The organism is Delftia sp. Lp-1 (assembly GCF_020523835.1).
Taxonomy (GTDB): Bacteria; Pseudomonadota; Gammaproteobacteria; order Burkholderiales; family Burkholderiaceae_C; genus Comamonas; species Comamonas acidovorans.
This window is the reverse complement of the sequence record NZ_JAJALJ010000002.1, coordinates 170233-196104: the sequence shown is the minus strand read 5'-3', so window position 1 is coordinate 196104 and position 25872 is coordinate 170233. Positions and strand designations below refer to the sequence as shown.

The window sequence follows — 25872 nt, the reverse complement described above, 5'->3', positions numbered from 1 at the left end:
AACAGGCACCACGCCTTTCCCTCCGGGGCCGCCGCCTGGCGGCCCTCTCCCCACCGACTCAGCAACGAGGCACGGAATGACCACACCGGATGCCCTGGGCGCAGCCTTGCCCGGCAACACACACCACACCCCGGGCGGGGCGCTGCGGCGCCTGCCCCTGCCGCCCTCCCCTCCGCACCGCATCACCAGCGAGGCCGAGGCCCTGCAGGCCGCCCAGGCCCTGGCCGATGAATGGCGCGCGGACGCAGCCGCCCGCGACCATGAGCGGCGCCTGCCCTGGCAGGAAATCGAGCGCCACACGGCCAGCGGGCTGGGCGCCATCACCGTGCCCCGCGCCTACGGCGGCCTGGGCGCCTCGTACGAGACGCTGGCCCAGGTCTTCGTCACGCTGTGCGCGGCCGACCCTTCGCTGGGCCAGATTCCGCAGAACCATTTCGCCGTGCTGCAGAACCTGCGGGACATGGGCAGCGAGTCCCAGAAGCGCCGCTGGTTCGCCGACGTGCTGGCCGGCCACCGCCTGGGCAATGCCGGGCCGGAACGCAAGGGGCGCGCGGCCCATGTGCTGGAGGCCACGGCGCGCCTGTCGCGCGATGCCGCAGGCGGCCTGCGCGTCAGCGGCACGCGCTTTTACTCCACGGGCTCGGCCTTCGCGCACTGGGTGCCCTTCCGTGCCCAGGACGAGGAAGGCCGCATCGTGCAGGTCTGGGTGCGGCGCGATGCGCCGGGCGTGACCGTGTTCGACGACTGGGACTCCTTCGGCCAGCGCACCACGGCCAGCGGCAGCGTGCAGCTGGACCAGGTGCAGGTACAGCCCGAGGACGTGGTGCCTGCCTGGCAGTTCGAGGCCACGCCCTCGCTGTCCGGCCCGGTGTCGCAGCTGATCCAGGCCTCCATCGACGCAGGCATTGCCCAGGGCGCGCTGCGCGACGCGGTGGACTTCGTGCGCGACAAGAGCCGGCCCTGGATGGACTCCGGCGTGGCGCGCGCCAGCGACGATCCCCACCTCATCCACGAGGTCGGCCAGCTGCAGATCGAGGTGGACGCGGCCCATGCCGTGCTGCTGGAGGCCGCGCGCACGCTGGATGCACTTGCTGCAGCGGCTGGTGGCCCGGTGGACGAGCAGGCCAGCGCCCAGGCCTCGGTGGCCGTGGCCGAGGCCAAGATCCTCACCACCGAGGCTGCGCTGCAGGCCGGCGAGCACCTGTTCGCGCTGGCCGGCTCCTCGGCCAGCCGCGCTGCCCACCGCCTGGACCGCCACTGGCGCAACGCCCGCGTGCACACGCTGCACGACCCCGTGCGCTGGAAATACCACCTGCTGGGCAACTACCTGCTCAACGGCGCCCTGCCGCGCCGCCACCAGTGGAACTGACCGCCATGACACAGACATCGACCCAAGAGCTGCAGGCCCTGGCCTCCACACCGGGCAGCCAGCCCGCTCCCGCAGCGCCTCCAGCCCGGCCCGCCCACATCATCGGCAGCGAGGCCGAGGCGCTGGAGGCGGCCCGCAGTTTTGCCGCCCTCATCGCCCCCGGCGCCCTGGCGCGCGACCGCGACCGCCTGCTGCCCTGGCAGGAGGTGGAGCAGTTCAGCCAGAGCGGCCTGTGGGGCATCACCATTCCCCGGGAGTACGGCGGCGCGGGCGTGTCCACGGCCACGCTGACGCGGGCCATTGCCCTGATTGCGGCGGCCGATGGCAACTTCGGCCACATTCCGCAGAACCACTACTACTCGCTGGAAGTGCTGCGCGTGGGCGGATCGCCCGCGCAAAAGGCCTTCTTCTATGACCGTGTGCTGCGCGGCGAACGCCTGGGCAATGCGCTGGCCGAGATCGGCCACCGCGACTTCCAGCGCCGCACCCGGCTGCTGCGCGACAGCGGCGGCTGGTTCGTGCAGGGGCGCAAGTTCTATTGCACGGGCGCGCTGTTCGCGCACTGGATTCCCACCCTGGCCAGCGCGCAGGAAGAGGTGCCGGGGCAAGGCGAACGCATGTATCTGGTCTTCATCCCGCGCGATGCGGCCGGCGTCACCGTCACCGACGACTGGGACGGCTTCGGCCAGCGCGTGACGGGCAGCGGCTCCGTGCAGTTCGACCGCGTGCGCGTGGAGCCCGAATGGGTGGTGCCCTTCACCAGTTCCTTCGAGCGGCCCACCACCATCGGCCCCTTCGCCCAGATCATCCATGCCGCCCTGGACGCGGGCATTGGCCACGGCGCGCTACAGGCCGCCCTTCCCTTCATCCGCGAGCATGCGCGGCCCTGGGTGGACGCGGGCGTGGCCAGCGCCACGCAGGACCCGCTGCTGCTGCAGCAACTGGGCAATGTCCACGTGCGCCTGCGCGCCGCCGATGCCCTGGTGGCCCGCGCGGCCCTGGCCGTGGACGCCGCCCAGCGCGCGCCCACGGAAGACAGCGTGGCCGCCGCCTCGGTGGCCGTGGCCCAGGCCAAGGCGTTGAGCACCAGCGCCAGCCTGCTGGCGGGCAGCAAGCTGTTCGAGCTGGCGGGCACGGCCTCCACCCTGGCGGGACAGGGCCTGGACCGCTTCTGGCGCAACGCGCGCACCCACACCCTGCACGACCCCGTGCGCTGGAAATACCACGCCGTGGGCAACTACGTGCTCAACGGCATACGCCCACCTCGCCATGGCGCGCTCTGACCTTTATCAACGACACAGGAATGCAATGATGACAACGACCTCCCCCACCCTCTGGCCCCGGCTGGCCGCCTTCCTGGGCGCTGCCCTGCTCGCGGGCAGCGCCCTGGCCGCGCCCCTGAAGATCGGCGTGGTGCCGGGCATCTTCGCGGACTCGGTGGAAGCCGCCGCCAAGGAGGCCAAGAAGCAGGGCCTGGACGTGCAGGTGGTGGAATTCACCGACTGGGCCACGCCCAACGTAGCGCTGGACGCGGGCGACATCGACCTCAACTACTACCAGAACAGCAACTACCTGGCCAATGCAGCGCGCAGCAAGGGCTTCAAGTTCACCAGCGTGCAGGCGGGCATCCTGTCCTATCTGGGCCTGTACTCCACGCGCCACAAATCCCTGGCCGACCTGCCCACGGGCGCCAAGGTGGCCATTGCCAGCGACCCCGTCAACGTGGGCCGCGGCCTGCGCCTGCTGCAGCACGCGGGCCTGATCACGCTGCGCCCCGACACCGGGCTGCTGGGCACCCAGGCGGACATCGTCTCCAACCCCAGGAAGCTGCAGTTCGTGGAGATCGAGGGCCCGCAGCTGGCGCGCACCACGCCCGACGTGGACCTGGCCCAGGGCTTTCCGTATTTCATCATCGCCTCCAAGGCCTTCGATGCCAGCAAGGGCCTGGCCTACACCAGCTACGAGGACGACTCCTGGGCCATCCAGTTCGTGGCCCGCAGCGACCGCGCGGCCGACCCGCGCATCGCCCGCTTCCTGGACATCTACAAAAACTCCGACGTGGTGCGCAAGACCATCCACGCCTTCTACCTGAACGACCAGAAGCTCTACCGCCTGGCCTGGTTGAAGAACTGACGCAACGGACTGCAGGACCCGCCCCATGACGCAAGCCAAGCGCCACATCCACGTCAACGCCTTCAACATGAACTGCGTGGGCCACATACACCACGGCCTGTGGACCCATCCGCGCGACCGCTCCACCGAGTACGGCACGCTGGCCTACTGGACCCACATCGCCAGGGTGCTGGAGGAAGGCCTGTTCGACGGCATCTTCATCGCCGACGTGGTCGGCTACTACGACGTCTACCAGGGCGGCGTGGACCTGACCCTGCGCGAAGGCATACAGCTGCCCGTCAACAACCCCTGGCTGCTGGTCTCGGCCATGGCGGCGGTGACGCGGCACATCGGCTTCGGCCTCACGGCCACCGTGGGCGCGCACCAGCCCTATACCTTCGCGCGCGACGTGACCACGCTGGACCAGCTGACCAATGGCCGCATCGGCTGGAACATCGTCACCGGCTATGTGGACAGCGGCGCGCGCGGACTGGGCCAGAACGGCCTGGCCGAGCACGACAGCCGCTACGACCGCGCCGACGACTTCCTGGAGCTTTCCTACAAGCTCTGGGAAGGCAGCTGGGAAGAGGGTGCCGTGATCGCCGACAAGGCGCGGCGCATCCACGCCCTGCCCGGCAAGGTGCACCCGGTGGTACACGAGGGGCCGTTCTACCGCGCCAACGCCATCCACATGAGCGCGCCTTCGCCCCAGCGCACGCCCGTGCTGTTCCAGGCCGGCACCTCGCCGCGCGGGCTGCGCTTTGCGGGCCGGCATGCCGAGGGCATCTTCATCGGCGCACGCACGCCCGAGGCCGCGCGCGAGGCCTCGCGCCAGCTGCGCCAGGCCGCCGTGGACGCGGGCCGGCGTCCCGAGGACATCAAGATCTACGCCGGCGTGGCCGTGGTGCCCGGCCGTACCGAGGCCGAGGCGCGCGAGAAATACGCCGACTACCTGGCCCACGCCAGCGCGGAAAGCGGGCTGGCCCACTTTGCCGCCAGCACCGGCGTGGACTTTGCGCAGTACGGGCTGGACGACCCCATCTCCTTCGGCAACACCAACGCCATCCAGTCGGCGGCCCAGGCCGCCCAGAAGCAGGGCTGGACCACGCGGCGCAAGCTGCTGGAGCAGTTCACGCTGGGCAGCCGCTACGCCACCATCGTGGGCGACCCGTCCCAGGTGGCCGACGAGCTGGAGCGCTGGATCGATGTGGGCGAGATCGACGGCTTCAACCTGACCCGCATCGTCGCGCCCGAGACCTGGGAAGACTTCGCCCGCCTGGTCGTGCCCGAGCTGCAGAACCGGGGCCGCTACCGCACCAGCTACGGCGAGGACGCCACGCTGCGCCAGCGCCTGTTCGGCCAGGGCGACCGCCTGCCCGCCAGCCACGCCGCCGCGCGCTGGCGGCGTTGAAGGCCTTCGCCACCCTCCCGCCACCGGCCCGTGGCCCGGCCCTGCCTTGCAGGCATGCCGGGTTGGCGGGCCTTTGAATTTGCAAAGCCATGACCACCACCCTCCCCTGCGCCACCGAGCCTGCGGCCTACGCGGCGCCCGGCCCAACCACAGACGGCCCGGCCGATCCCGACGCGCCCTCGCTGCCATCCCTGCAGGCGCGCTTTCGCCCTGTGTTCGACCGCATCGCCCAGGGTGCGGCCGAGCGCGAACGCACGCGCAGCCTGGCCCATGAACCCATCGCCTGGCTGCGTGACAGCGGCTTCACTGCGCTGCGCGTGCCGCGCCGCCTTGGCGGAGCCGGCGCCAGCGTGGAGCAGCTGTTTGCGCTGTGGACCGAGCTGGCCGAGGCCGACTCCAACGTCGCCCAGATCCTGCGCCCGCACTTCGGCTTTCTGGACCGCGTGCTCATCGACCGCGATGCCGCCACCCAGGCCCGCTGGCTGCCGCTGGCCGCGCGCGGCGCCGTGTTCGGCAATGCCACCACCGAGGTGGGCGCAGGCACCCTGGGCACGCTGCAGACCACCCTGGTGCCCGACGCCCAGCCCGGCTGGTGGCGGCTGGACGGGCGCAAGTTCTACAGCACGGGCACGCTGTATGCCGACTGGGTGACCGTGGTGGCGCGCGCGGTGGAGCCGGGCAAGGAAGACCAGACCGTGCACGCCGTCGTGCCCACCTCGGAGGCCGGCGTGCAGCGCTTCGATGACTGGCGCGGCTTTGGCCAGCGCCTGACCGGCTCGGGCACCACCGTGCTCAGCCAGGTGCGCGTGCCCGACGACGCCGTGATCCGCTTCCCCCGCGCCCAGCCCACGCCCCTGGTGGCCTATTTCCAGCTGGCCCACCTGGCCACCCTGGCCGGCATTGCCCGGGCCTTGCAGCGCGATGCCATCGCCTATGTACAGGCGCGCCGCCGCGTGTTCAGCCACGGCAGCGCCACCCTGCCCAAGGACGATCCGCTGGTGCAGCACATCGTCGGCCAGTTGGCCGGCACGGCCTACATCGCAGGACTGGCCGTGGCCGACGTGGCCGCCGAACTGGGCCGCATCGCGCGCGAGCGCGAGGCCGGGCGCGAGGTGCCGCTGCAGCAGCTGCATGCCCTGGAGCTGCGCACGGCCCAGGCCCAGGTGGCCGTGGTCGATCCCGTGCTGCAGGCGGCCGCGCGGCTGTTCGAGGTGGGCGGCTCCAGCGCCCTGTCCGAAGACCTGGCACTGGACCGCCACTGGCGCAATGCGCGCACCCTGGCCTCGCACAACCCCGTGCTGTACAAGGCCCGCTCGGCGGGCGATATCCTGCTCAACGGCGCCGACCCCATCTACTACTGGCACGTGGGCGTGACGGGCGTGGCGGGCTGAAGGCCCTTGCGCGGCCGCGCTGCGCAGGGACGGGCGCAGCGGCCGTGCGCATATCGCCAGAACGCATTAGCACATGCCATGCGCCACAAAATTCCTTTCAGAAACAAGCACTTGCCAAGGCACCCAAACCGATAAGCAAATGCGTTAAGTTTCTTTCGCCATACCGGCGTTCGGCCCTGTAATGAAGGCATCCATCCCACCTCATCCGGGCTGGCAGTCTTCGCAAACCGCATGCCGCGCTGCCTCCTGGAACCCACGCCAAGGAGTTTCCATGAGCCGATCGCTGAAGACTGTCATCGTCAATGGCAGCCTGAGCCGCCCCTCCCGCACCCGTGTCCTGCTGGACGCCCTGCATGCCCGCCTGGGCCAGGAGCTGCCGCTGCAGGCACAGGTCATCGACCTGCTGGACCTGCAGCCCCATCTGGGCGCGGCCCTGTCCAAGAGCGACCTGCCGCCGGCCACGCTGCAGGCCATCGAAGCCATCGAGCAGGCCGACTTCCTCATCGTCGGCGCGCCGGTGTTTCGCGCCAGCCTGCCGGGCCTGCTCAAGCACCTGTTCGACCTGATCGACCTGGACGCGCTGCAGGGCACGCCCGTGCTGCTGGCCGCCACCGGCGGCAGCCCGCGCCACGCCCTCATCCTGGACCACCAGCTGCGCCCGCTGTTCGGCTTTTTCTCGGCCCTCACCCTGCCCATTGGCGTGTACTCCACGCCCGAGGACATCCAGGACGGCCAGGTGCACAGCGAATCGCTGCGCCAGCGCATCGAGCTGACCGTGCAGCTGTCGGCCCCGGTGCTGCGCGGTGCGCTGCAGCAGCTGGTGCAGGCCCAGGCCCAGGCCGAGGCACAGCCGCCCGTTCCCGAAGCCGCCGACCTGGCCCTGGCCGGGCAGCCCGCGTGAGCCAGGCAGAGGCCGTCCCTGCGGACCCAATAGCCACTGCGCAGGATCTGGCGCAGCGCCTTGCCGCCACGGCGGCCCGGCGCGATGCCGCAGGCGGCACGCCCAAGGCCGAGCGCGATGCGCTGCGCGCCAGCGGCCTGCTGGCGCTGAGCATTCCGCGCGAGCTGGGCGGCCTGGGCGCGGACTGGGTGCAGACGCTGGAGACGGTGCGCATCCTGGCCACGGCAGACGGCTCGCTGGCCCATGTCTACGGCTTCCAGCACCTGCACCTGGCCACCGTGCAGCTGTTCGGCCAGCCCGCCCAGTGGCGGCCCTGGCTGCTGCAGACGGCACGCCACCGCTGGTTCTGGGGCAATACGCTGAATCCGCTGGACCGCCGCACCACGGCCACGCGCCAGCCCGGCCACTGGGAGTTCTCGGGCAAGAAAAGCTTTACCTCGGGCGCGCTGGACTCGCAGATGCTGGTGGCCTCGGCCATCGATGCCGACAGCGGCCAGCTGCTGATCGGCGTGGTGCCCACGGAGCGCACGGGCATCACCTTGCTGCGCGACTGGGACAACATGGGCCAGCGCCAGACCGACAGCGGCTCGGCCCTGTTCGAGCGCGTGCGCGTGGAGGCGGCCGAGCTGCTGCTGGACCCCGGCCCGCTGTCCACGCCGCATGCCGCGCTGCGCCCGCTGCTGGCCCAGCTCATCCTGGCCCATCTGTTCCTGGGCATTGCCCAGGGCGCGCTGGAGCAGGCGCGCGGCTACACGCTGAACGAGGCGCGGCCCTGGTTCAAGTCCCCTGCCGATGCGGCCAGCGCAGACCCCCACATCCAGGCGCTGTATGGCGAGCTGTGGGCCGCGCTGGAAGGCGCACGCCTGCTGACCCTGCAGGCCGCGCAGCGCTTTGACGCCGCCTGGCGCCGAGGCCCGGCGCTGACCGCCCACGAGCGCGGCGAAGTCGCCGTGGCCGTGACGGCCGCCAAGATTGCCACCACGCGCTCGGGGCTGGACCTGTCCAGCCGCATCTTCGAGGCCACGGGCGCGCGCGCCACGCACGCGGCGCTGCGCTTTGACCGCTTCTGGCGCAACCTGCGCACGCAGACGCTGCACGACCCGCTGCACTACAAGCTGCAGGAGCTGGGCGACTGGGTGCTCAACGGCACCCATCCGCAGCCCAGCTTCTACTCGTGACGCCGCGCCATGAACACCCGTCTGCCCACCTGGCCGCCCGGCAAGTCCTCGGCAACACCTGCGCCCGTACCTGCGCCCGTACCTGCAACCGTGCATGCGCCCGCAGCCTCTGCCGCGCACGATGACGGCGCCGCGCCCGCGCCGTGGATACTGCAAGACCCGGCCTCGCAGGCCCTGCTCAAGACCATGGGACAGGTGGCCGCCAGCGAGGCCGGCGTCCTCATCCTGGGGGACAGCGGCGCCGACAAGGAAATGGTGGCCCGCCACATCCACCACCTGAGCCCGCGCCGCCACGGCCCCTTTGTCGCCGTCAACTGCGGCGCGCTGTCCGAGGCCCTGATCAACGCCGAGCTCTTCGGCCATGAAAGCGGTGCGCTGACGGGTGCGTTCGGCAACCTGCCCGGCCGCTTCGAGGACGCCCACGGCGGCACCCTGCTGCTGGACGAGATCGACGACCTGCCCCTGCACATCCAGAGCAAGCTGGTGCGCGTTCTGCAAGACAAGGCGGTCACCCGCATCGGCGCCAGCCAGCGCACGCCGGCCAACGTGCGCGTGCTCGCGGCCAGCAGCGCGCCGCTGCACACCAAGGTGGCGGCGCGGCGCTTTCGCGAAGACCTGTACTACCTGCTCGATGTCGTCACCCTCACCGTGCTGCCGCTGCGCCAGCGCCCGGCCGACATCCTGCCGCTGGCGCGCCACTTCATCGCGAGCTACTGCCAGCGCATGCGCTACGCGCCCATGGCACTGAGCCAGGACGCGCAGCGCAAGCTGCTGGAGCACGACTGGCCCGGCAACAGCCGCGAGCTGGAGAACGTCATCCACCGCAGCCTGCTGCTGACCCAGGGCATGCACATCGGCGCGGGCGACCTGCACATCGCCAGCAGCCAGAGGGAGCCCGATCCCGTCCCCACACGCGAGGCCGAACACGGCGCCCAGGCCGCCGCCGCCGAACTGGCCCTGGGCGAAGCGCTGGACAGCCTGTGCGACGTGCATGCCGAAGGCCTGGAGCAGCACGTGCTGGGCGCCCTGCTGCTCAAGGCCTGGCAGCGCAACCGCGGCAACCAGGTGCAGACCGCGCGCCAGCTGGGCATCAGCCGCAGCGTAGTGCGCGCGCGGCTGCAGCGCCTGGGCCAGGTGCCGGGCGAGGCCGCGCCACCGTCTTTTCCATCGTCCCCGGAGATCCCATGAGCCAAGACCCCCACGCATCGCCAGACATCTTCTGGTTCCTGCCCACCTCGGGCGACACGCGCTACCTCGGCACCTCCGACTTCGGCCGCGCCCCCACCAACGCCTACATGCGCCAGATCGCCGTCACGGCCGAGGAGCTGGGCTACGACGGCCTGCTGATCCCCACCGGCAGCTCCTGCCTGGACCCCTGGGTAGTGGCCTCCAGCCTGGTGCCCGTCACGCAGCGCATCAAGCTGCTGGTGGCCCTGCGCACCTCGCTGGGCGCGCCCGTCTCCAGCGCGCGCCAGGCCGCCACGCTGGACCAGGCCCTGGGCGGGCGCCTGCTGCTCAACGTGGTGCCCGGGGGCGATGCCACCGAGCTGGAGGCCGACGGCATCTTCCTGGCCCACGACGAACGCTATGCCTATGCCGATGAATTCCTGACCATCTGGCGCCGCCTGCTGGCCGGCGAGGCCGTGGATTTCGACGGCAAATACTTCAAGGTCAAGCAGGGCCGCAACTTCTTTCCTCCGGTGCAAAAGCCGCATCCGCCGCTGTACTTCGGCGGCTCCTCGGACGCCGCCCATGACCTGGCCGCGCGCCAGGTGGACGCCTACCTCACCTGGGGCGAGCCCCCCGCCGCCGTGGCCGAAAAGTTCGCCGACATCCGCCGCCGCGCCGCGCAGCAGGGCCGCCAGGTGCGCCTGGGCGTGCGGCTGCACGTCATCGTGCGCGAGACCAACGAGGAGGCCTGGGCCGATGCCGAGCGCCTGATCAGCAAGCTCACCGACGAGGACATCGCCCGCGCCCAGGCCGGCTATGCGCGCATGGACTCCGTGGGCCAGTCGCGCATGGCCGCGCTGCACGGCGGGCGGCGCGACCGGCTGGAGGTGGCGCCCAACCTCTGGGCCGGCGTGGGCCTGGTGCGCGGCGGCGCGGGCACGGCCCTGGTCGGCGATGCCGCCACCGTGGCCGAGCGCCTGCGCGAGTACGCCGCGCTGGGCGCGGACAGCTTCGTGCTTTCGGGCTACCCGCACCTGGAGGAATCCATCCGCTTTGCCGAGCTGGTCTTCCCCCTGCTCGGCAAGCGGGCCGTCACGACCAGCGACCAGGCCCAGACCGGCGGCGCCTTCGACATCCGCAGCATCCAGCGCAGCCAATCCGCATCGTGAGCCGGCCGGGGCCGCGGCCCCCGGACAGACCGGAGTCTGTGCACGCAACGCGATCAACGCCACAATCCGCCCGTCCCCCACGATGAGAGCGTGACGTTGCCATGAGCCTGAGAATCGATGACGAAATAACCTTCCGCAGACTCGAGGTGCTGCTCGCCTTCCTGGAGACAGGCAATCTCGCCAAGACGGCGGAACGGCTGGAGACCAGCTCGGTCAGCGTGCACCGCGCACTGCACGCGCTGGAGGCCGGCATGCGCTGCGCCCTGTTCCGGCACGAGGGGCGCAACCTCAAGCCCACCGAGGCAGCGCAGACCCTGGCCGATGTCGCCAGGGAAGTGCTGGCCACCATGTCCGAGGGCATACGCGCCACGCGCGAGGTGGCAGGCTACTCGGCGGACCGCATCCGCATCGGCTCGCTGTACTCCCTGACCAACCGCACCGTGCCGGCGCTGGTGATGGCGCTGAAGCTGCGCCGCCCCGATCTGCAGACCGAACTGGTGCTGGGCTCGAACGCCGGCCTGCTGGAGCGGCTGCGCAACGGAACGCTGGACGCGGCGCTGATGGCCATGCCGGACAACGCCGCCGACATGCAGACGCAGCTGCTGTTCGAGGACGACATTTTCTTTGCCGCGCCCGTGGGCTCGCCCTATGCGCATCTGGCCGAGGTCGATCTGGGCGCCATGGCGCGCGAGAACTTCGTGAGCCTGGGCGAAGGCTTTGCGACCTATGGCGGCTTCATCGAGTCCTTCCGGGTGGCCGGCTTCACGCCCAACGTGGTGATGAAGACGGATGACATCTTCTCGCTGATGAACCTGGTCAGCGGCGGCGTCGGCTACACGCTGCTGCCCGGGCGGGTGCGCGGCGTGATGCCGCAGAAGGTGCAGCTGATACCGCTGCAGGCCAGGTACCTGATGCGCCAGACCATCGTGCTGACCTTTTTGCGCTCCCGCGAACGCGACCCCAACCTGCTGGCCCTGCTCAGCGTGTGCCGCCTCGCGGACGGGCAGCTCGGCTGACCCGGCATGCCGGGGGCGACAGCCCCGCTTCGCCGGGTTAACCCTTCATTGTTTCTCTCTGCGTAATTGTTGGCGCTCGCGCTTTATTGATGCGCTCCGGGCCGCCGCGTACCGTGCATACCAGCATGCACACGTATTGCAGGCGCATAAAAAACCGGAGACATCGCATGAATTCCCATTGGATATCGATTGGCGCGTTGATAGGCATGTTCGTCCTGGCGACGGCACTGCCCATCAACATGGGCCTGCTGGCCTTTGTCGGGGCCTTCCTGGTCGGCACCCTGGTGGCCGGCATGGGGACCAAGGCCATCATTGGCGGCTTTCCCGCCGACCTGTTTCTGACGCTGGCGGGCATCACCTACCTGTTCGCGCTGGCGCAGAACAACGGAACCATCGACTGGCTGGTCCGCATGGCGGTGCGCGCCGTGCGCGGGCGCATTGCCGCCATACCGTGGATCATGTTCTTCATTGCGGCCCTGCTGACGGCGGTGGGCGCCGTCAGCCCTGCGGCCGTGGCCATCATCGCGCCCATTGCCCTGGGCTTTGCCGCCAAGTACGGCATCAATCCGCTGATGATGGGTCTGCTGGTGATCCATGGCGCGCAGGGCGGCGGCTTCTCGCCCATCAGCATCTACGGCGGCATCACCAACAAGATCGTGGCCAAGGCGGGCCTGCCGCTCAACGAGATGGCCACCATGCTGGCCAGCATGGGGGTCAACCTGGCCGTGGCCGTGCTGCTGTTCTTCCTGATGGGCGGCGCCCGGCTGATGCGCATGAAGGCCGACGCCGATGGCAGCGTGCCCGCCACGCCGCGCGTCTCGCATGCCCAGGGCGGCGCCCAGGTGTATGGAGACGCCGAAGGCGAGGCCCTGTCCGAGGAGCGCAACACCGCTGCGCGCTCCAGCGACTCGCTGATGCGCGCCGCCCCTGAACAGGACGCCGCACCGCAATCGCGCAGCTACCAGGTGGCCACCGTGGTCGGCCTGCTGGCGCTCGCGGTCCTCACCCTGTTCTTCAAGCAGGACATCGGCTTTGTCTCCATCACCATCGGCCTGGTGCTGACGCTGATGGCGCCCAACCTGCAAAAACGCGCGCTGGGCCAGGTGTCCTGGCCCGAGATCATGCTCATCGTGGGTGTCAGCACCTATGTGGGCGTGATGGACAAGATGGGCACCATCGACTTCGTAGGCCACAGCGTGGCGCAGCTCACCTCGCCCCTGGTGGCGGCCTTGCTGCTGTGCTTCGTGGGCGCCGTGGTGTCGGCCTTCGCCTCCTCAACGGCGGTGCTGGGCTCGCTGATTCCGCTGGCCGTGCCTTTCCTGCAGGGCGGCTCCGATGTGAGCGCCGTCGGCTTCATCGCGGCCATGGCCGTGTCCTCGACCATCGTGGATGTCAGCCCCTTCTCGACCAACGGCGCCCTCGTCCTGGCCAATGCCAAGGGTGTGGACCGCGACCGCTTCTTCCGCCAGCTGATGGTCTACGGCGGCCTTGTCACCCTGGTGGCGCCGCTGCTCGTGTGGCTGCTGTTCGTGGTCCTCTAGCCAGGCACTTCGACCGGGACGCCCGCCCCCTGCCCCCCTCAATGTCACGCCAACCCCTGATATCCCATGACTGACCCCTCCTGGAACCTCAAAGCCGGGGAGCGCGCCGCCAGGCTGGCGCGCGCCCGGGCCGCCCTCGGGCCGCGCCTGGCCGGCAAGCGCGTCGATGCCGGCGCCATCACCGAGCTGCTGCACGCCGTGCTGGCGCCCGGCGACCGCGTCTGCCTCGAAGGCAACAACCAGAAGCAGGCCGACTTCCTGGCCCGCGCCCTGGTCCAGCTCGATCCGCAGCAGGTGCACGACCTGCACATGGTGCAGTCGGTGCTGGCGCTGCCGGAGCACCTGGATGTGTTTGAAAACGGCATCGCGCGGCGGCTGGACTTCAGCTTCTCCGGCCCGCAAGGGGCGCGGCTGGCCAAGCTGGTCTCGGCCCGGCAGCTGGAGATCGGGGCCATCCACACCTACCTGGAGCTGTTCGCGCGCTACTTCGTGGACCTGACGCCCAAGGTGGCCCTGGTGGCGGCCCACGCGGCCGATGCCCAGGGCAACCTGTACACCGGCCCCAACACCGAGGACACGCCGGCCATCGTCGAGGCCACGGCCTTTTCGGGCGGCATCGTCATCGCCCAGGTCAACGAGATGGTGGATGGCACCACCACGGCGCTGCCGCGCGTGGACATTCCCTCGGACTGGGTGCATTTCGTCGTGCAGGCGCCCCGGCCCAACGTCATCGAGCCGCTGTTCACGCGCGACCCGGCCCAGATCAGCGAAATCCAGGTGCTGATGGCCATGATGGCCATCAAGGGCATCTACGCCGAGTACGAGGTCCAGCGCCTGAACCATGGCATCGGCTTCGACACGGCAGCCATCGAGCTGCTGCTGCCGACCTACGGCGAATCGCTGGGGCTGAAGGGCCGCATTGCGCGGCACTGGGCGCTGAACCCTCATCCGGCGCTGATACCGGCCATCGAGGCCGGCTGGGTGGAGTCCATCCATTCGTTCGGCTCCGAGCTGGGCATGGAGGACTACATCCGGGCGCGCTCGGACGTGTTCTTCACCGGCGCCGACGGCAGCCTGCGCAGCAACCGCGCCTTCTGCCAGGCGGCGGGCCACTATGCCTGCGACCTGTTCATCGGCTCGACGCTGCAGATCGACCTGGACGGCAACAGCTCCACCGCGACACTGGGGCGCATTGCCGGCTTCGGCGGCGCCCCCAACATGGGCGCGGACGCGCGCGGCCGGCGCCATGCCAGCGCCGCCTGGCTCAAGGCCGGGCGCGAGGCGCGGGCGGGCCGCAGCGGCGCGGCAGGCACGCCGCGCGGGCAAAAGCTGGTGGTGCAGATGGTGGAGACCTTCCGCGAGCACATGCAGCCCGCCTTCGTGGAGCGGCTCGATGCCTGGACGCTGCAGGAGCAGGCCGGCATGGACCTGCCGCCCATCATGATCTACGGCGAGGACGTGACCCACATCCTGACGGAGGAAGGCATTGCCAACCTGCTGCTGTGCCGCAGCGACGAAGAGCGCGAGCAGGCCATCCGCGGCGTGGCCGGCTACACGGCCGTGGGCCTGGCGCGCGACCGTCGCATGGTGGAGAACCTGCGCGACCGCGGGGTGATCCGCCGTCCGCAGGACCTGGGCATCGACCCGCGCCAGGCCACGCGCAATCTGCTGGCCGCGCGCAGCATGCGCGATCTGGCCCAGGCCTCGGGCGGGCTGTACCAGCCTCCCCGCCGATTCAGGAACTGGTAGGAGAGACGATATGAGCGAGATACCCGCAGGGCTGGAGTCCCTGAGCTATTGCTTCGCAGGCGGCCGGCCGGCCGGCGCCTTTGCCCCCGTCCTGGTCGGCGTGGTCGGCTCGGGCAACCTGGAGGTGATGCTGGAGAGCACGGGCGGCGATGGCTGCGAAGTGCAGGTGCAGACCTCGGCACACGGCTTCGGCGCCATCTGGCAGGCCGTGGTGGAGGATTTCCGCGAGCGCCACCCCGTGGGCGGCGTGCGCGTGTCCATCAACGACATGGGGGCCACGCCGGCCGTGGTCAGCCTGCGGCTGGACCAGGCCCTGGCCGAACTGCAGGGAGGCCAGCCATGATCAGCTACGCGGAATGCACGGCGCGCGAGCGCCTGGCGAAGTTGCTGGATGCCGGCAGCTTCCATGAATGGCTGCCGCCCTCCGAGCGTCTGACCAGCCCGCATCTGGCACAACTGGGCGTGCCCAGCGCCTTTGACGACGGCGTGGCCATCGGCCGGGGCCTGCTGGGCGGGCGCACGGTGTTCGTGGCCGCGCAGGAGGGCGAATTCATGGGCGGCGGCGTGGGCGAGGTGCATGGCGCCAAGCTCGTGGGCCTGCTGCGCCGCGCCCTGCTGGAGCGGCCCGCGGCCGTGCTGCTGCTGGCCGAGTCGGGCGGCGTTCGGCTGCATGAGGCCAATGCCGGGCTGATCGCGGTGTCGGAGGTCATGCGCGCCCTGCTGGACGTGCGCGCCTCGGGCATCCCTGTGGTGGTCCTCATCGGCGGGGCCAACGGCTGCTTCGGCGGCATGGGCATCGTGGCGCGCTGCGCCGACCAGGTGGTGATGAGCGACATCGGCCGCCTGGCCATGTCGGGACCGGAGGTGATCGAGGCCTCGCACGGCGTCGATGAATTCGATGCGCGCGACCGCGCCCTGGTCTGGCGCACCACGGGCGGCAAGCACCGCTGGCTGTGCGGCGACTGCGATGCGCTGGTGGCCGACGATGTCGAGGCCTTCCGCGCCGCCGCCATCGCCGCGCTGGACCACTCCCGTCCGGTGACCCTTGAAGGGCTGCTGCAGGAGCATGCGCTGCTGCGCGCGCGGCTGGACACCCTGGACGCCCTCAAGGCGGGCAGCGCCATCGGCCCGCAGGACGAGGCCATGCGCCTGTGGCAGGCCCTGGGCGTGCCCGACGCCTGGCGCGTGCCCGACCTGGACGCCGCCGCCGTGCGTGCCTTGCGCACGACGCCCGCCACGGGCATTTCACAGGAGTAGCCGCCATGCAATGGAACACACTTGCCGAGCACCTGTTCGGCCCGGGCCACCAGATTCACGCCAACGGCGATTTCCTCGAAGGCCACGCAGTGTTCGATGGCCAGCCCCTCGCCGTCGTCGGCACCACGGGCCACGCGCCCATCGGCGTGCGGCTGGCCCTGGCCCAGGCCCGGGTGGTGCTGGAGACGGTCGGCGCGCACCCTGGCCGCCCCATCGTGCTGCTGATCGACACGCAGGGCCAGCAATTGCGCCGCCATGACGAGCTGCTGGGCATCAACCGTGCCATGGCCCACCTGGGCACCTGCATCGACCTGGCACGGCGCCAGGGCCACCGCGTCATCGGCCTGGTCTATGACCAGGCGCTGTCGGGCGGCTTCATCACCTCGGGCCTGATCGCCGATGCCTGCTACGCCCTGCCCGAGGCCGAGATCCGCGTGATGCGCATCCCCGCCATGTCGCGCATCACCAAGCTGCCCGAGTCCCTGCTCAATGCCCTGTCCGAGTCCAACCCGGTGTTCGCGCCCGGCGTGGGCAACTACGTGGCCATGGGCGGCGTGCGCGGCCTGTGGCAAGGCGATTTGCAGGCGGCGCTGCGCGACGCCCTGGCCCACAGCCCGCGCGAGGACATGCGCGCACTGGACGGCGCCGAGCGCGGCGGCCGCAAGCTGGCCGCCGAGGTGGTGCAGCGCGTCCTGGCCGCTGGATGAAGGCAGGCCGCAGCATGCCGGACACCCTGCACCGCCATCAGCTGGTGGACCTCGGCCCCCAGGCCTGGGCGGACCTGCTGGAACGCCCCTGGGATGCGCAGGCGCGCGAGATCCTCATGCACTGGCGCGACCATGCACTGCCGCTGGTGGTCGCGCGGCAATCGGCCGACCATGCCGCCGCCGGCCTGATGGCGCTGGGCCTGCCTGCGTCCGGGCGCTGGCAGCGGCGGCGCATGGGCTTAGATGTGGCGCGCGGCGCGGCCATCGGCACCCGCGAATTTCCCTCGCTGGACGAGCTGATGGTCTCGCACTCGGCCTCGCCCCTCGCCACATACGGCGCCTTGCAGCAGTGCCTGCGCGCTGCCTGCGCGACGGGCTTTGTCTTCGGCAGCCACGGGTGGCAGTGCATCACGGGCCTGCCCTATCTGCGGCCCGGCTCGGACATCGACCTCTGGGTGCCGGTCGATGGCGCCGAACAGGGCGATCGGCTGGCCAGCCTGCTGCAGGCCATGCCGCAGGAAGGCCCGCGCGTGGATGCCGAGCTGGTGTTTCCCGGCGGCTGGGCCGTGGCCTGGCGCGAATGGGCCGCCTGGCGTGCAGGCAAGGTGCGATCGGTCCTGGTCAAGGGCCTGCACGGGGTGGCACTGCGTGAAGACCATGAATGGTGTGCGCCGGCTGCGGCGCCTGGAGTTCCTGCATGAAACCTGCCCTTCTCCACCCGGCCCGGGCCTTGCCATCGACCGGGCATATCGGCCGCGCGGCCACGCTGGCCCTCTACGACGAGCTGTCGCTGACACCCAAGCCCGGCCTGGTGACCCTGGTGGACCGCGGCAGCCATGACGACATGGATGCCCACAGCTTCATGCGCAGCCTGTTCGCGCTGCGCAGCTACTTCCCCAAAATGGCCCAGGCAGGCAGCCAGGGCGCATCGTTTCCCGTGCTGGAGCGCCTGGGCATCGAGGCGGAGCAGCGCATGCTGGCCGCCACCGGCGGCATCAACACCCACCGTGGCGCCGTCTTCATGCTGGGTCTGCTGTGCGCGGCCGGCGGCGCGGTGCTGGCCGAGCAGGCCTGCATTCCCGGCGCCGCGTGGCTGCGCGAGGCCCTGTGCCGCCACTGGGGCGATGCGCTGCAGCAGCGCAGCCTGCGGGCCTCCGCCCTGCCCGGCGGCATCGCCGCGCGCCGCCACGGCCTGCGGGGCGCATCGCAGGAGGCGGCCCTGGGTTTCCCCGTTCTGTTCGAGACCGCCGTGCCAGCGCTGACCAGAGCGCATGCCAGCGGGCTGCCCGCCCACTTGGCGCGGCTGGAGGCCCTGTTCCACATCATGGCGGTGCTGGACGACTGCAACATGGCCCACCGCGCGGGCATGCAGGGGCTGCGCCATGGCCAGGATGCCGCGCGGCGCTTTCTCCAGGCAGGCGGATGCGCGCATCCCGACGGCCTGTCCAGGGCGCAGGCCATTTGCGACGATTTCGTTGCGCGCCGCCTTTCACCGGGCGGCGCGGCCGATACCCTGGCGGCGGCCTGCTGGGTGCTGCGTGTCTGCGAGCGGCCATGAGCTTTGCACTGCTGTTTTCGGGCCAGGGTACGCAGCATCCCGCCATGCTTGCCTGGCTGGCGGACGATGCATGGACACAGGCAGTCTGCGAACAGCTGCAGGTTGCGCACTGGCGCGACAGGTTGGCCGATGCGCCGTGGGCCGAGTCCAACGCCGTGGCCCAGCCCCTGCTGGCGGGCCTGGCCATGGCCGCGTGGATGCAGCTGTCCCCGCAACTGCCCGCGCCTTCGGCCGTGGCGGGCTACAGCGTGGGGGAACTGCCCGCATTCGGTGCCGCGGGCGTGCTGGATGCCTTCGACATCGTTGCCCTGGCCGCACGCCGCGCGGCGGCCATGGACCGCTGCGCCCAGCAGATGCCCGGCGGCGGGCTGCTGGCCGTCAGCGGCCTGCCGCCCGCACGCATGGCCGCCTTGCTGGAGACGACCGGGCTGGCCGTGGCCATACGCAACGGCCCCGAGAACCTCATCCTGGGCGGCCCCCATGCGGCGCTGGAGCAGGCGCAGGCGCTGGCAGTGCGCCAGGGCGCGCATGCCACCCGGCTGCGCGTGCAGGTGGCGTCCCACACCCCGTGGATGCGCCAGGCCGCCCAGGCCTTCGCACAGGACCTGGGCCAGGTGGCCGTGCACGCGCCCGCCGTGGCGCTGTTCAGCAACACGGCCCGGCGGGTGCGTGACGCCGCAGGCGCCCGTGCAGCCCTGTCCGAGCAGATAGCGGGCACGGTGCACTGGGACGACTGCATGGACAGCATTGCCGCACGCCAGGTGCGGTGCGTTCTGGAGATCGGCCCCGGCCAGGCGCTGGCACGCCTGTGGAACCAGCGCCATCCGGACATTCCGGCCCGCTCCTGCGACGACTTCCGCAGCGCGGCGGCCATTGCCGGCTGGATAGGCCGGCACTGCGGGGACTGACGCCCCGGGGCCTTGCGCCTGAGCCTTTGCGCCTTAGCTTTTGCGCCTGAGCTTTTTGCACCGGCTTCGTGACCCCCTTGATTTCTAGACCCAGGAGACAACAACCATGAGCCAAGACCTTGCACCGTCCCTTGCACCGTCCTATCCCCCATCTGCAGAGCTGGCCCGCAATGCGCGCGTGAGCGGGCGCGCCGCCTATGACCGGCTCGTCGCGGAGGCGGACGCCGATCCCCAGGCGTTCTGGGGCCGGCTCGCGCGTGAGTTCGTCGCGTGGAAGCGCCCGTTCACGCGCGTGCTCGATGAAAGCCGCGCCCCGTTCTACGAATGGTTCAATGACGGCACGCTCAACGCCAGCTGGAACTGCCTGGAGCGCAACATCCAGCGGGGGCTGGGCGAGCGCACGGCCCTCATCTTCGAAGCCGATGACGGCGCGGTGACGCAGGTGACCTATGCGCAGCTTCTTGCCCGGGTCAATCGCCTGGCCAACGCCCTGCGCAGCCTGGGCGTCGGCAAGGGCGACCGCGTCGTCATCTACATGGCCATGTCGATTGACGGCGTGGCCGCCATGCAGGCCTGTGCACGCATAGGCGCCATTCACTGCGTGGTGTTTGGCGGCTTCTCCGCCACGGCGCTGCGCGACCGCATTGCGGACACGGGGGCCTGCGCCGTCATCACGGCAGACCAGCAAGTGCGGGGAGGACGGCAATTGCCCCTCAAGAGCATCGTGGACGAGGCCCTGGCCCAGCCCGGCTGCGAGCAGGTCCGCCACGTGCTGGTGGCACGGCGCACGGGCGGCGCCATCGCCATGCACCAGCCCCGGGACCTGTGGCTTGAAGAAATCACCGCAGCCCAGAGCGATGTCTGCGAACCGGAATGGGTGCAGGCCGAGCATCCGCTGTTCCTGCTCTACACCTCGGGCTCCACCGGAACCCCCAAGGGCGTCCAGCACGCCACGGGAGGCTATCTGCTGCATGCCGCCGTGACCTGCGCCTGGACCTTCGACCTGCAGCCCTCCGATGTCTTCTGGTGTACGGCGGACATCGGATGGGTGACCGGCCATACCTATATCGCCTACGGCCCGCTGGCGCTGGGCGCCACGCAGGTGGTGTTCGAGGGCGTTCCCACCTACCCGGACGCAGGACGCTTCTGGAAAATGATCGAGGCCCATGGGGTGACGGTCTTCTACACGGCGCCCACGGCCATTCGCTCGCTGATCAAGGCCGCCGACGCCGATGCGCAGGTGCATCCCGCGCGCTACGACCTGGGCAGCCTGCGCATCCTGGGGTCCGTGGGCGAGCCGATCAATCCCGCCGCCTGGCACTGGTACCACGAGCAGGTGGGCGGGGGGCGCTGCCCCATCGTCGATACGTTCTGGCAGACGGAGACGGGCGGGCACATGATCACGCCGCTGCCCGGAGCCACGGACCTCGTGCCCGGCTCCTGCACGCTGGCCTTCCCGGGCATTGCCGCCGCCGTGGTGGACGAGGCCGGCAACGAGCTGCCCTGGGGCGACAGCGGCATCCTGGTGATCAAGCGCCCCTGGCCCTCCATGATCAGGAACATCTGGGGCCATCCCGAGCGGTTTGTCGCCAGCTACTTTCCCGAAGAATTCAAGGGCCGCTACTACCTGGCGGGAGACGGCGCGGTCCGCGATGCGCGCACCGGCTACTTCACCATCACCGGCCGCATCGACGATGTGCTCAACGTCAGCGGCCACCGCATGGGCACGATGGAGATCGAGTCCGCCCTCGTAGCCATGACCGACCTGGTGGCGGAGGCCGCCGTCGTGGGGCGGCCCGATGACACGACGGGAGAGGCCATATGCGCCTTCGTCGTCCTCAAGCGTTCGCGGCCCAGCGGCGCCGAGGCGGCCGACATCGCCAGGCTGCTGCGGGAGTGGGTGGCCAAGGAGATCGGGCCGATCGCCAAGCCCAGGGACATCCGGTTCGGGGACAACCTGCCCAAGACCCGCAGCGGCAAGATCATGCGGCGATTGCTGCGCAGCATTGCACGCGGCGAGCCCATCGTGCAGGACACCTCCACCCTGGAGAACCCGGCGATCCTGGAGCAGCTGTCACAGGCCTGCTGACGGCCAGGCTGCAATCCACAAGCGATGCAGCCCTGTCAGGCTGCGAGGCCTGCAAGGCAGCCCGCCCGTTCAAGCTCCCAGATGTTGGAAAGCAGTTGCCGGGCACGTCCCTCGCCGGCAACGGGCGCGGCAAGCTCGATGAACTTGTCCTCCAGCTCTCCATCCGACAACGGCAGTTCGGGATCGCCCTTGCGATCGGGCTGGAACCAGACATGGCGGCGTCCATCCCTGGTGACGATTTCCACGCGCGCCGATCTCTTGCCAGGGAAGGCCCGGTCGATTTGCGGGTCCACCGCAACCTGGACGCGCTCGAGCATCGCGCGCACGGCAGGATCAGCCAGTCGCTCCGGGGTGTACGCCGAAAGCCGCACGCTGCCATGGACCAGGGCCGTGGCCACCACGAAACGAAGACTGAAGCGGGCTTCGTTTTCCGTCGCAGGATCGGTGTAGCAGGCGATATCCAGGGCCGGGCCATAGGTGGCCACGGCCACGCTGCAGATGTCGTCCGCCCGCAGGGCATGCTGGCTGCGCAAGGCCAGCGCGGCGTCGATGGCGGCGAACGTATGGCCGCAGCCGACGTGGTTCTTGAAGGTGAGCCGGGTGATGTGGAAGTCCCTGCCCAACGTCGCACCGATGTCTGACCAGTCGGGTCCGTCGCTGACTGCGCGGCCCAGGCCCAGTTCTCCATCCAGCACGTCCAGCGATCCCGTCACCCCCTGGTGCGCAAGCTGCGCGGCCAGCAGGCCGGCCTCCGCTGCGCGCCCGGCATGCAGGGGCTTGGACATCGAATCCATGCGAAATGCCTGCTGCAAACCCGCAGAGAAGGTGGCCGCCGTGGCCAGTGCATGGGCGAATTGCCCTGCATCCAGCCGCAGCGCATACCCTGCGGCCGCCGCTGCCCCGAAGACGCCCACGGTGCCGGTGTTGTGCCAGAAGCGGTAGTGGGCCCGGCCCAGGGTCACGCCGATGCGGGTGGAAACCTCATAGCCCAGCACCACGGCACGCAGGAAGTCCAGGCCACTGGCCCCTGCCTGCTGGCTTGCCGCCAACGCCGCCGCAATGGTTGCGGCCCCGGGGTGGTACATGGCATCGCGGAAGCTGTCGTCCACCTCGGCGGCATGGGCCGCCGAACCGTTGAACAGTGCCGCCGCCCGCGCCGTGGCCATGCGGCCGTTTCCAAGCCGGCAGGAGCCGCGGTCCAGGTCCTCGGCAAGCACCTGCTCCAACTGTGCAAGAGGGGCCGCGCCCAGGCCCGGGAACAAAGCGGCATACCAGTCGATCACGGCACGCTTGGCATGGTGGATGACGGCTTCGGGAAGCTCGGTACGGTGGTATTGAGCGGCAAACTGCCCGAACACTTCGGTCGCATGCATGCGTGGTCTCCTTGGATTGGCCCTCAATGAGGCCGTCTTTTTTTGGAAGAAATGTGCAGTACCTGGCGCCCTCAGGCCAGAACCAGCACACCATCGGCAGCGCACACGCCCTGGCCCTGCGGCAGCACGAACACCGGGTTGATCTCCGCTTCGATCACGCGGTCGCCCAGCCGGGCGGCCATCGCAGAGAACGCGACGATGGCATGGGCCAGCGCATCGACATCGGCCCTGGGCCGGCCGCGAAAGCCGTCCAGCAGCGGCCAGGTCTTGAGCTCCCTGGCCATCTCCAGGGAGTCAGACAGGCTCAGCACCCCCAGCTGAGAGCCGTCGTCCGGCAGCAATCGCAGCGTGGTGTCCTGGAACAGCTCGGCCGTCACGCCTCCCATGCCCAGCATCACGGCGGTACCCAGCGCATCCTTGTGCAGGCCAAGAATCAGCTCGGTGCCACCGGCCACCATCTGCTGCACCAGGAACCGGTCCGGGCGCACGCCCGCCCTGGCCTGCACGTCGTCCACCATCGCGCCCAACCGGGCACCTATGGTTTCCGCCGTCAGGCCGACGGCGACACCGCCCACATCGCTCTTGTGCGTGATCCGGGACGAAAGGATCTTGAGCACCACCCGGCCGCCCAGTTCGCGCGCGGCGGCTTCGGCCTCTTCGGCGGTGCGCACCACACGCTCGGCCGCGCACGGCACGCCGAAACGGCGGAAAACGGCCTTGGCCTGCGCTTCATCGAGGCAGCCAACGGGCAGATCCGGTTCCTGCAGGGTGTCCTTGCCGACGACCAGCTCGGAAGGCGCACCCTGGAAGCCATTGACGCGCAGCATGCCCGCCAGCGCGGCGGTGCAGCTTTCCGCCGCAGCGAAGGCCGGCACGCCGCGTTGCGTGAGCAGCGCGCCGATCTCCGGCGCATGCGGGCTGACGTAGGCCAGCACCGGCTTGTCGGAGTGGGGGAGGCACTCCTGGATGGCACCGGCCAGCAGCTCGGGCATGGCCAGGCTGGAGGAGCCGACGATGATCACCAGCGCGTCGTAGCTGGGGCTTGCCAGCAAGGCATTGATGGCGCCGCGCAGCAGGTCGGGACGCAGGCCCGCAAGGGTCACGTCGATGGGGTTGCGGTCCAGCACGGCCTCGCTGCCGGTCTGCAGCGCGCGCAGTGCGTCGGCGGTCGCCTGGTCAGGGGCCGGCGTGTCGAATCCGGCCACGCCCAGATCGTCCGACACCAGGGTGCCCGCACCGCCGGTGGAAGTCAGGATGGCGATGCGCTTGCCGCGCAGCCTGCGGCCCGTGGCCAGCGCAGCGGGCACGTCCAGCAGGTCGGCAAAGCTTTGCGCACGGATCACGCCGACCTGCCGGAACAGCGCGTCGTACATGCGATCCGCACCGGCCATGGCGCCCGTGTGCGATACGGCGGCCTTGGCGCCGGCCTCGGAGCGGCCGATCTTGAAGGCCACCACGGGCTTGCCGGCACGCGCGGCCTTCAGGCAGGCGGCACGGAACCTGGCGGGATTGCGCACCGTCTCCACATACAGCGCGATCACCTTGGTGGCCGGGTCATCGGCCAGGTGGTCTATGAAGTCGGCCAGTTCCAGATCCACTTCGTTGCTGGTGGAGATGAGCTTGGACAGCCCGATGCCACGCGCGGCGGCGCGCGACAGCAGCGAGCCCAGGATGCCGCCGCTTTGCGAGACGACACCGATGCCTCCGACGGGGAACTCGTCCATCTCCAGCGCGCCCGAGGGCGACAGCACGATCCGGTCGGTCAGGTTGACCAGCCCGATGGTGTTGGGCCCCAGCAGGCGCATGCTGCCGGCCGCCTCGATCAGCTGCCGCTGGCGGTGCGCCCCGTCCTCGCCCGTTTCCGTATAGCCGCTGGCCAGCACGATGGCTGCCGCGCAGCCCAGCGCCGACAGCTCCCTGACGGCCTGGTGCGCACGCTCGGCGCCCAGCAGCACGACGGCCACATCAGGCACTTCAGGCAACGAGGCCACATCGGGGTAGCAGGCCAGATCGCCAATGCGCTCCACGCGCGGATTGACGGGAAGAATGCGGCCGGCAAACCCGTGCTTTTGCAGGTAGGCCACCGGACGGCCCGTGGTTTTCTTCAGGTCGGCAGAGGCGCCTATGACGGCGACACTGCGCGGCGACAGCAGCTTGGCAATGGCTTCGCTCATGGCATCACTCCTTGCCGGCTGTCTTGGCCAGGAAGGCCTCCACCGATGCGCGGTGTTCACTGCTGGTGTAGCAGATGCCCTGGGCCTGGCTGCCCTGGGCGAAGACATCGTGCGAAGACAGCTCGAAGCTCTGGTTCAGGATGGTCTTGGTCAATGCCAGCGCGGTGGAAGAAGCCGAGGACAGCTCGCGCGCCCAGGCCTGGGCCTCTGCCACCAAGGTCTCGGCACTGGCCTGGCGGTCCACGATGCCCAGGGCCAGGGCTTCCGGCAGCTTGACCTGGCGCCCCGTGAAGATCAGCTCCTTGGCCTTGGCCAGGCCCACACGGCGCGGCAGGAAGTACATGCCCCCGCCGTCCGGGATGATGCCGCGCAGCACATAGCTCCACGCGAAGCTGGCCCATTCGCTGGCGATCACGAAGTCGCAGGCCAGCGCCGTGTCTGCCCCCAGGCCCGAAGCCGCGCCGTTGACGGCGGCGATCACGGGCTTGGGCATGGTGTGCAGCAGGGCCTGGACATGGTGCACGCGCTGCTGGCGTTGCCAGCCGTTGAAGCCCACCTCGCCCGCGGGAGCATTCATGCGCCTTTGCATTCCGGCAATGTCCCCGCCTGCGCAAAATCCCTTGCCCGCGCCTGTCAGCACCAGAGCCTTGATGGCCTTGTCTGCCGCCACGCGCTCCAGGGCATCGATGAACTCGGTGCGCATGTCGTCACTCATGGCGTTGCGCTTGTCGGGGCGGTTCAGGGTCACGGTCGCCACCGCATCGGCGACATTCAGTTGGATCAGTTCGTAGTTCATGGC

General features: G+C 70.1%; 22 protein-coding genes. 19 read left to right on the top strand and 3 right to left on the bottom strand.

Translation table 11 applies throughout. From position 1 onward, the window contains the following. Positions 1 to 76 precede the first annotated feature (76 nt). From LGR64_RS17570 to acs, 19 genes are all read left to right on the top strand, one after another. On the top strand, positions 77 to 1369 hold the full coding sequence (locus tag LGR64_RS17570) for an SfnB family sulfur acquisition oxidoreductase (RefSeq protein ID WP_230356366.1): 1293 nt from the start codon (positions 77 to 79) through the stop codon (positions 1367 to 1369). Between the two features lie 5 nt (positions 1370 to 1374). Continuing rightward, the gene (locus tag LGR64_RS17565; protein ID WP_230356364.1) at positions 1375 to 2652 is read left to right on the top strand and encodes an SfnB family sulfur acquisition oxidoreductase; all 1278 of its coding nucleotides are present in this window, start codon (positions 1375 to 1377) and stop codon (positions 2650 to 2652) included. A 25-nt stretch (positions 2653 to 2677) separates the two neighbouring features. After that, positions 2678 to 3502, top strand: a complete 825-nt coding sequence (locus LGR64_RS17560) for a MetQ/NlpA family ABC transporter substrate-binding protein (protein ID WP_012203704.1) — start codon at positions 2678 to 2680, stop codon at positions 3500 to 3502. Positions 3503 to 3527: 25 nt separating this feature from the next. Then, on the top strand, positions 3528 to 4892 hold the full coding sequence (locus tag LGR64_RS17555; protein ID WP_034390719.1) for an LLM class flavin-dependent oxidoreductase: 1365 nt from the start codon (positions 3528 to 3530) through the stop codon (positions 4890 to 4892). Positions 4893 to 4981: 89 nt separating this feature from the next. Next, positions 4982 to 6283, top strand: a complete 1302-nt coding sequence (locus tag LGR64_RS17550) for an acyl-CoA dehydrogenase family protein (RefSeq protein WP_096915387.1) — start codon at positions 4982 to 4984, stop codon at positions 6281 to 6283. A gap of 271 nt (positions 6284 to 6554) precedes the next feature. Next, a complete protein-coding gene (gene msuE, locus LGR64_RS17545; RefSeq protein WP_230356362.1) occupies positions 6555 to 7184 on the top strand; it encodes an FMN reductase in 630 nt (209 codons plus the stop codon). After that, the gene (locus LGR64_RS17540; protein ID WP_097203367.1) at positions 7181 to 8362 is read left to right on the top strand and encodes an acyl-CoA dehydrogenase family protein; all 1182 of its coding nucleotides are present in this window, start codon (positions 7181 to 7183) and stop codon (positions 8360 to 8362) included. Before msuE ends, LGR64_RS17540 begins: the two co-directional genes overlap by 4 nt. A 9-nt stretch (positions 8363 to 8371) precedes the next feature. Then, a complete protein-coding gene (locus LGR64_RS17535; protein ID WP_230356359.1) occupies positions 8372 to 9550 on the top strand; it encodes a sigma 54-interacting transcriptional regulator in 1179 nt (392 codons plus the stop codon). Then, positions 9547 to 10701, top strand: a complete 1155-nt coding sequence (ssuD, locus tag LGR64_RS17530) for an FMNH2-dependent alkanesulfonate monooxygenase (protein WP_012203698.1) — start codon at positions 9547 to 9549, stop codon at positions 10699 to 10701. The genes LGR64_RS17535 and ssuD overlap by 4 nt, the downstream gene beginning before the upstream one ends. 101 nt (positions 10702 to 10802) lie before the next feature. After that, positions 10803 to 11717 (top strand): LysR family transcriptional regulator, encoded by a 915-nt coding sequence (locus tag LGR64_RS17525; RefSeq protein ID WP_012203697.1) that lies wholly within the window; start codon positions 10803 to 10805, stop codon positions 11715 to 11717. A 167-nt stretch (positions 11718 to 11884) separates the two neighbouring features. Further along, the gene (locus LGR64_RS17520; protein WP_012203696.1) at positions 11885 to 13258 is read left to right on the top strand and encodes an SLC13 family permease; all 1374 of its coding nucleotides are present in this window, start codon (positions 11885 to 11887) and stop codon (positions 13256 to 13258) included. Positions 13259 to 13324: 66 nt separating this feature from the next. Then, positions 13325 to 15007, top strand: coding sequence for a malonate decarboxylase subunit alpha (gene mdcA, locus LGR64_RS17515; RefSeq protein WP_013803961.1), 1683 nt, complete (start codon positions 13325 to 13327; stop codon positions 15005 to 15007). Between the two features lie 10 nt (positions 15008 to 15017). Beyond that, entirely contained in the window at positions 15018 to 15350 is a 333-nt protein-coding gene (mdcC, locus tag LGR64_RS17510) for a malonate decarboxylase acyl carrier protein (RefSeq protein WP_012203694.1), read from the top strand. Beyond that, complete coding sequence (locus LGR64_RS17505) at positions 15347 to 16264, top strand: biotin-independent malonate decarboxylase subunit beta (RefSeq protein WP_088166221.1); 918 nt, start codon at positions 15347 to 15349, stop codon at positions 16262 to 16264. Before mdcC ends, LGR64_RS17505 begins: the two co-directional genes overlap by 4 nt. A gap of 5 nt (positions 16265 to 16269) precedes the next feature. Further along, on the top strand, positions 16270 to 16971 hold the full coding sequence (locus LGR64_RS17500) for a biotin-independent malonate decarboxylase subunit gamma (protein ID WP_230356357.1): 702 nt from the start codon (positions 16270 to 16272) through the stop codon (positions 16969 to 16971). Between the two features lie 14 nt (positions 16972 to 16985). Beyond that, on the top strand, positions 16986 to 17672 hold the full coding sequence (mdcG, locus tag LGR64_RS17495; RefSeq protein ID WP_230356355.1) for a malonate decarboxylase holo-[acyl-carrier-protein] synthase: 687 nt from the start codon (positions 16986 to 16988) through the stop codon (positions 17670 to 17672). Continuing rightward, positions 17669 to 18529, top strand: a complete 861-nt coding sequence (mdcB, locus tag LGR64_RS17490; RefSeq protein ID WP_230356353.1) for a triphosphoribosyl-dephospho-CoA synthase MdcB — start codon at positions 17669 to 17671, stop codon at positions 18527 to 18529. Before mdcG ends, mdcB begins: the two co-directional genes overlap by 4 nt. Next, complete coding sequence (locus tag LGR64_RS17485) at positions 18526 to 19437, top strand: acyltransferase domain-containing protein (protein WP_230356352.1); 912 nt, start codon at positions 18526 to 18528, stop codon at positions 19435 to 19437. The genes mdcB and LGR64_RS17485 overlap by 4 nt, the downstream gene beginning before the upstream one ends. A 106-nt stretch (positions 19438 to 19543) precedes the next feature. Continuing rightward, positions 19544 to 21526: an acetate--CoA ligase gene (gene acs / locus LGR64_RS17480; protein WP_230356350.1), complete on the top strand. Its 1983-nt coding sequence runs from the start codon at positions 19544 to 19546 to the stop codon at positions 21524 to 21526. A gap of 35 nt (positions 21527 to 21561) precedes the next feature. Here the strand turns inward: acs and LGR64_RS17475 are convergent, their stop codons facing one another. From LGR64_RS17475 to LGR64_RS17465, 3 genes are all read right to left on the bottom strand, one after another. Continuing rightward, entirely contained in the window at positions 21562 to 22899 is a 1338-nt protein-coding gene (locus LGR64_RS17475; RefSeq protein WP_230356348.1) for an MmgE/PrpD family protein, read from the bottom strand. Positions 22900 to 22970: 71 nt separating this feature from the next. Continuing rightward, positions 22971 to 25073 carry an acetate--CoA ligase family protein gene (locus tag LGR64_RS17470; protein ID WP_230356345.1) on the bottom strand — a complete coding sequence of 701 codons (2103 nt, stop codon included), beginning with the start codon at positions 25071 to 25073 and terminating at the stop codon, positions 22971 to 22973. Between the two features lie 4 nt (positions 25074 to 25077). Beyond that, positions 25078 to 25869, bottom strand: coding sequence for an enoyl-CoA hydratase/isomerase family protein (locus tag LGR64_RS17465; RefSeq protein WP_034390688.1), 792 nt, complete (start codon positions 25867 to 25869; stop codon positions 25078 to 25080). Positions 25870 to 25872: the final 3 nt, after the last annotated feature.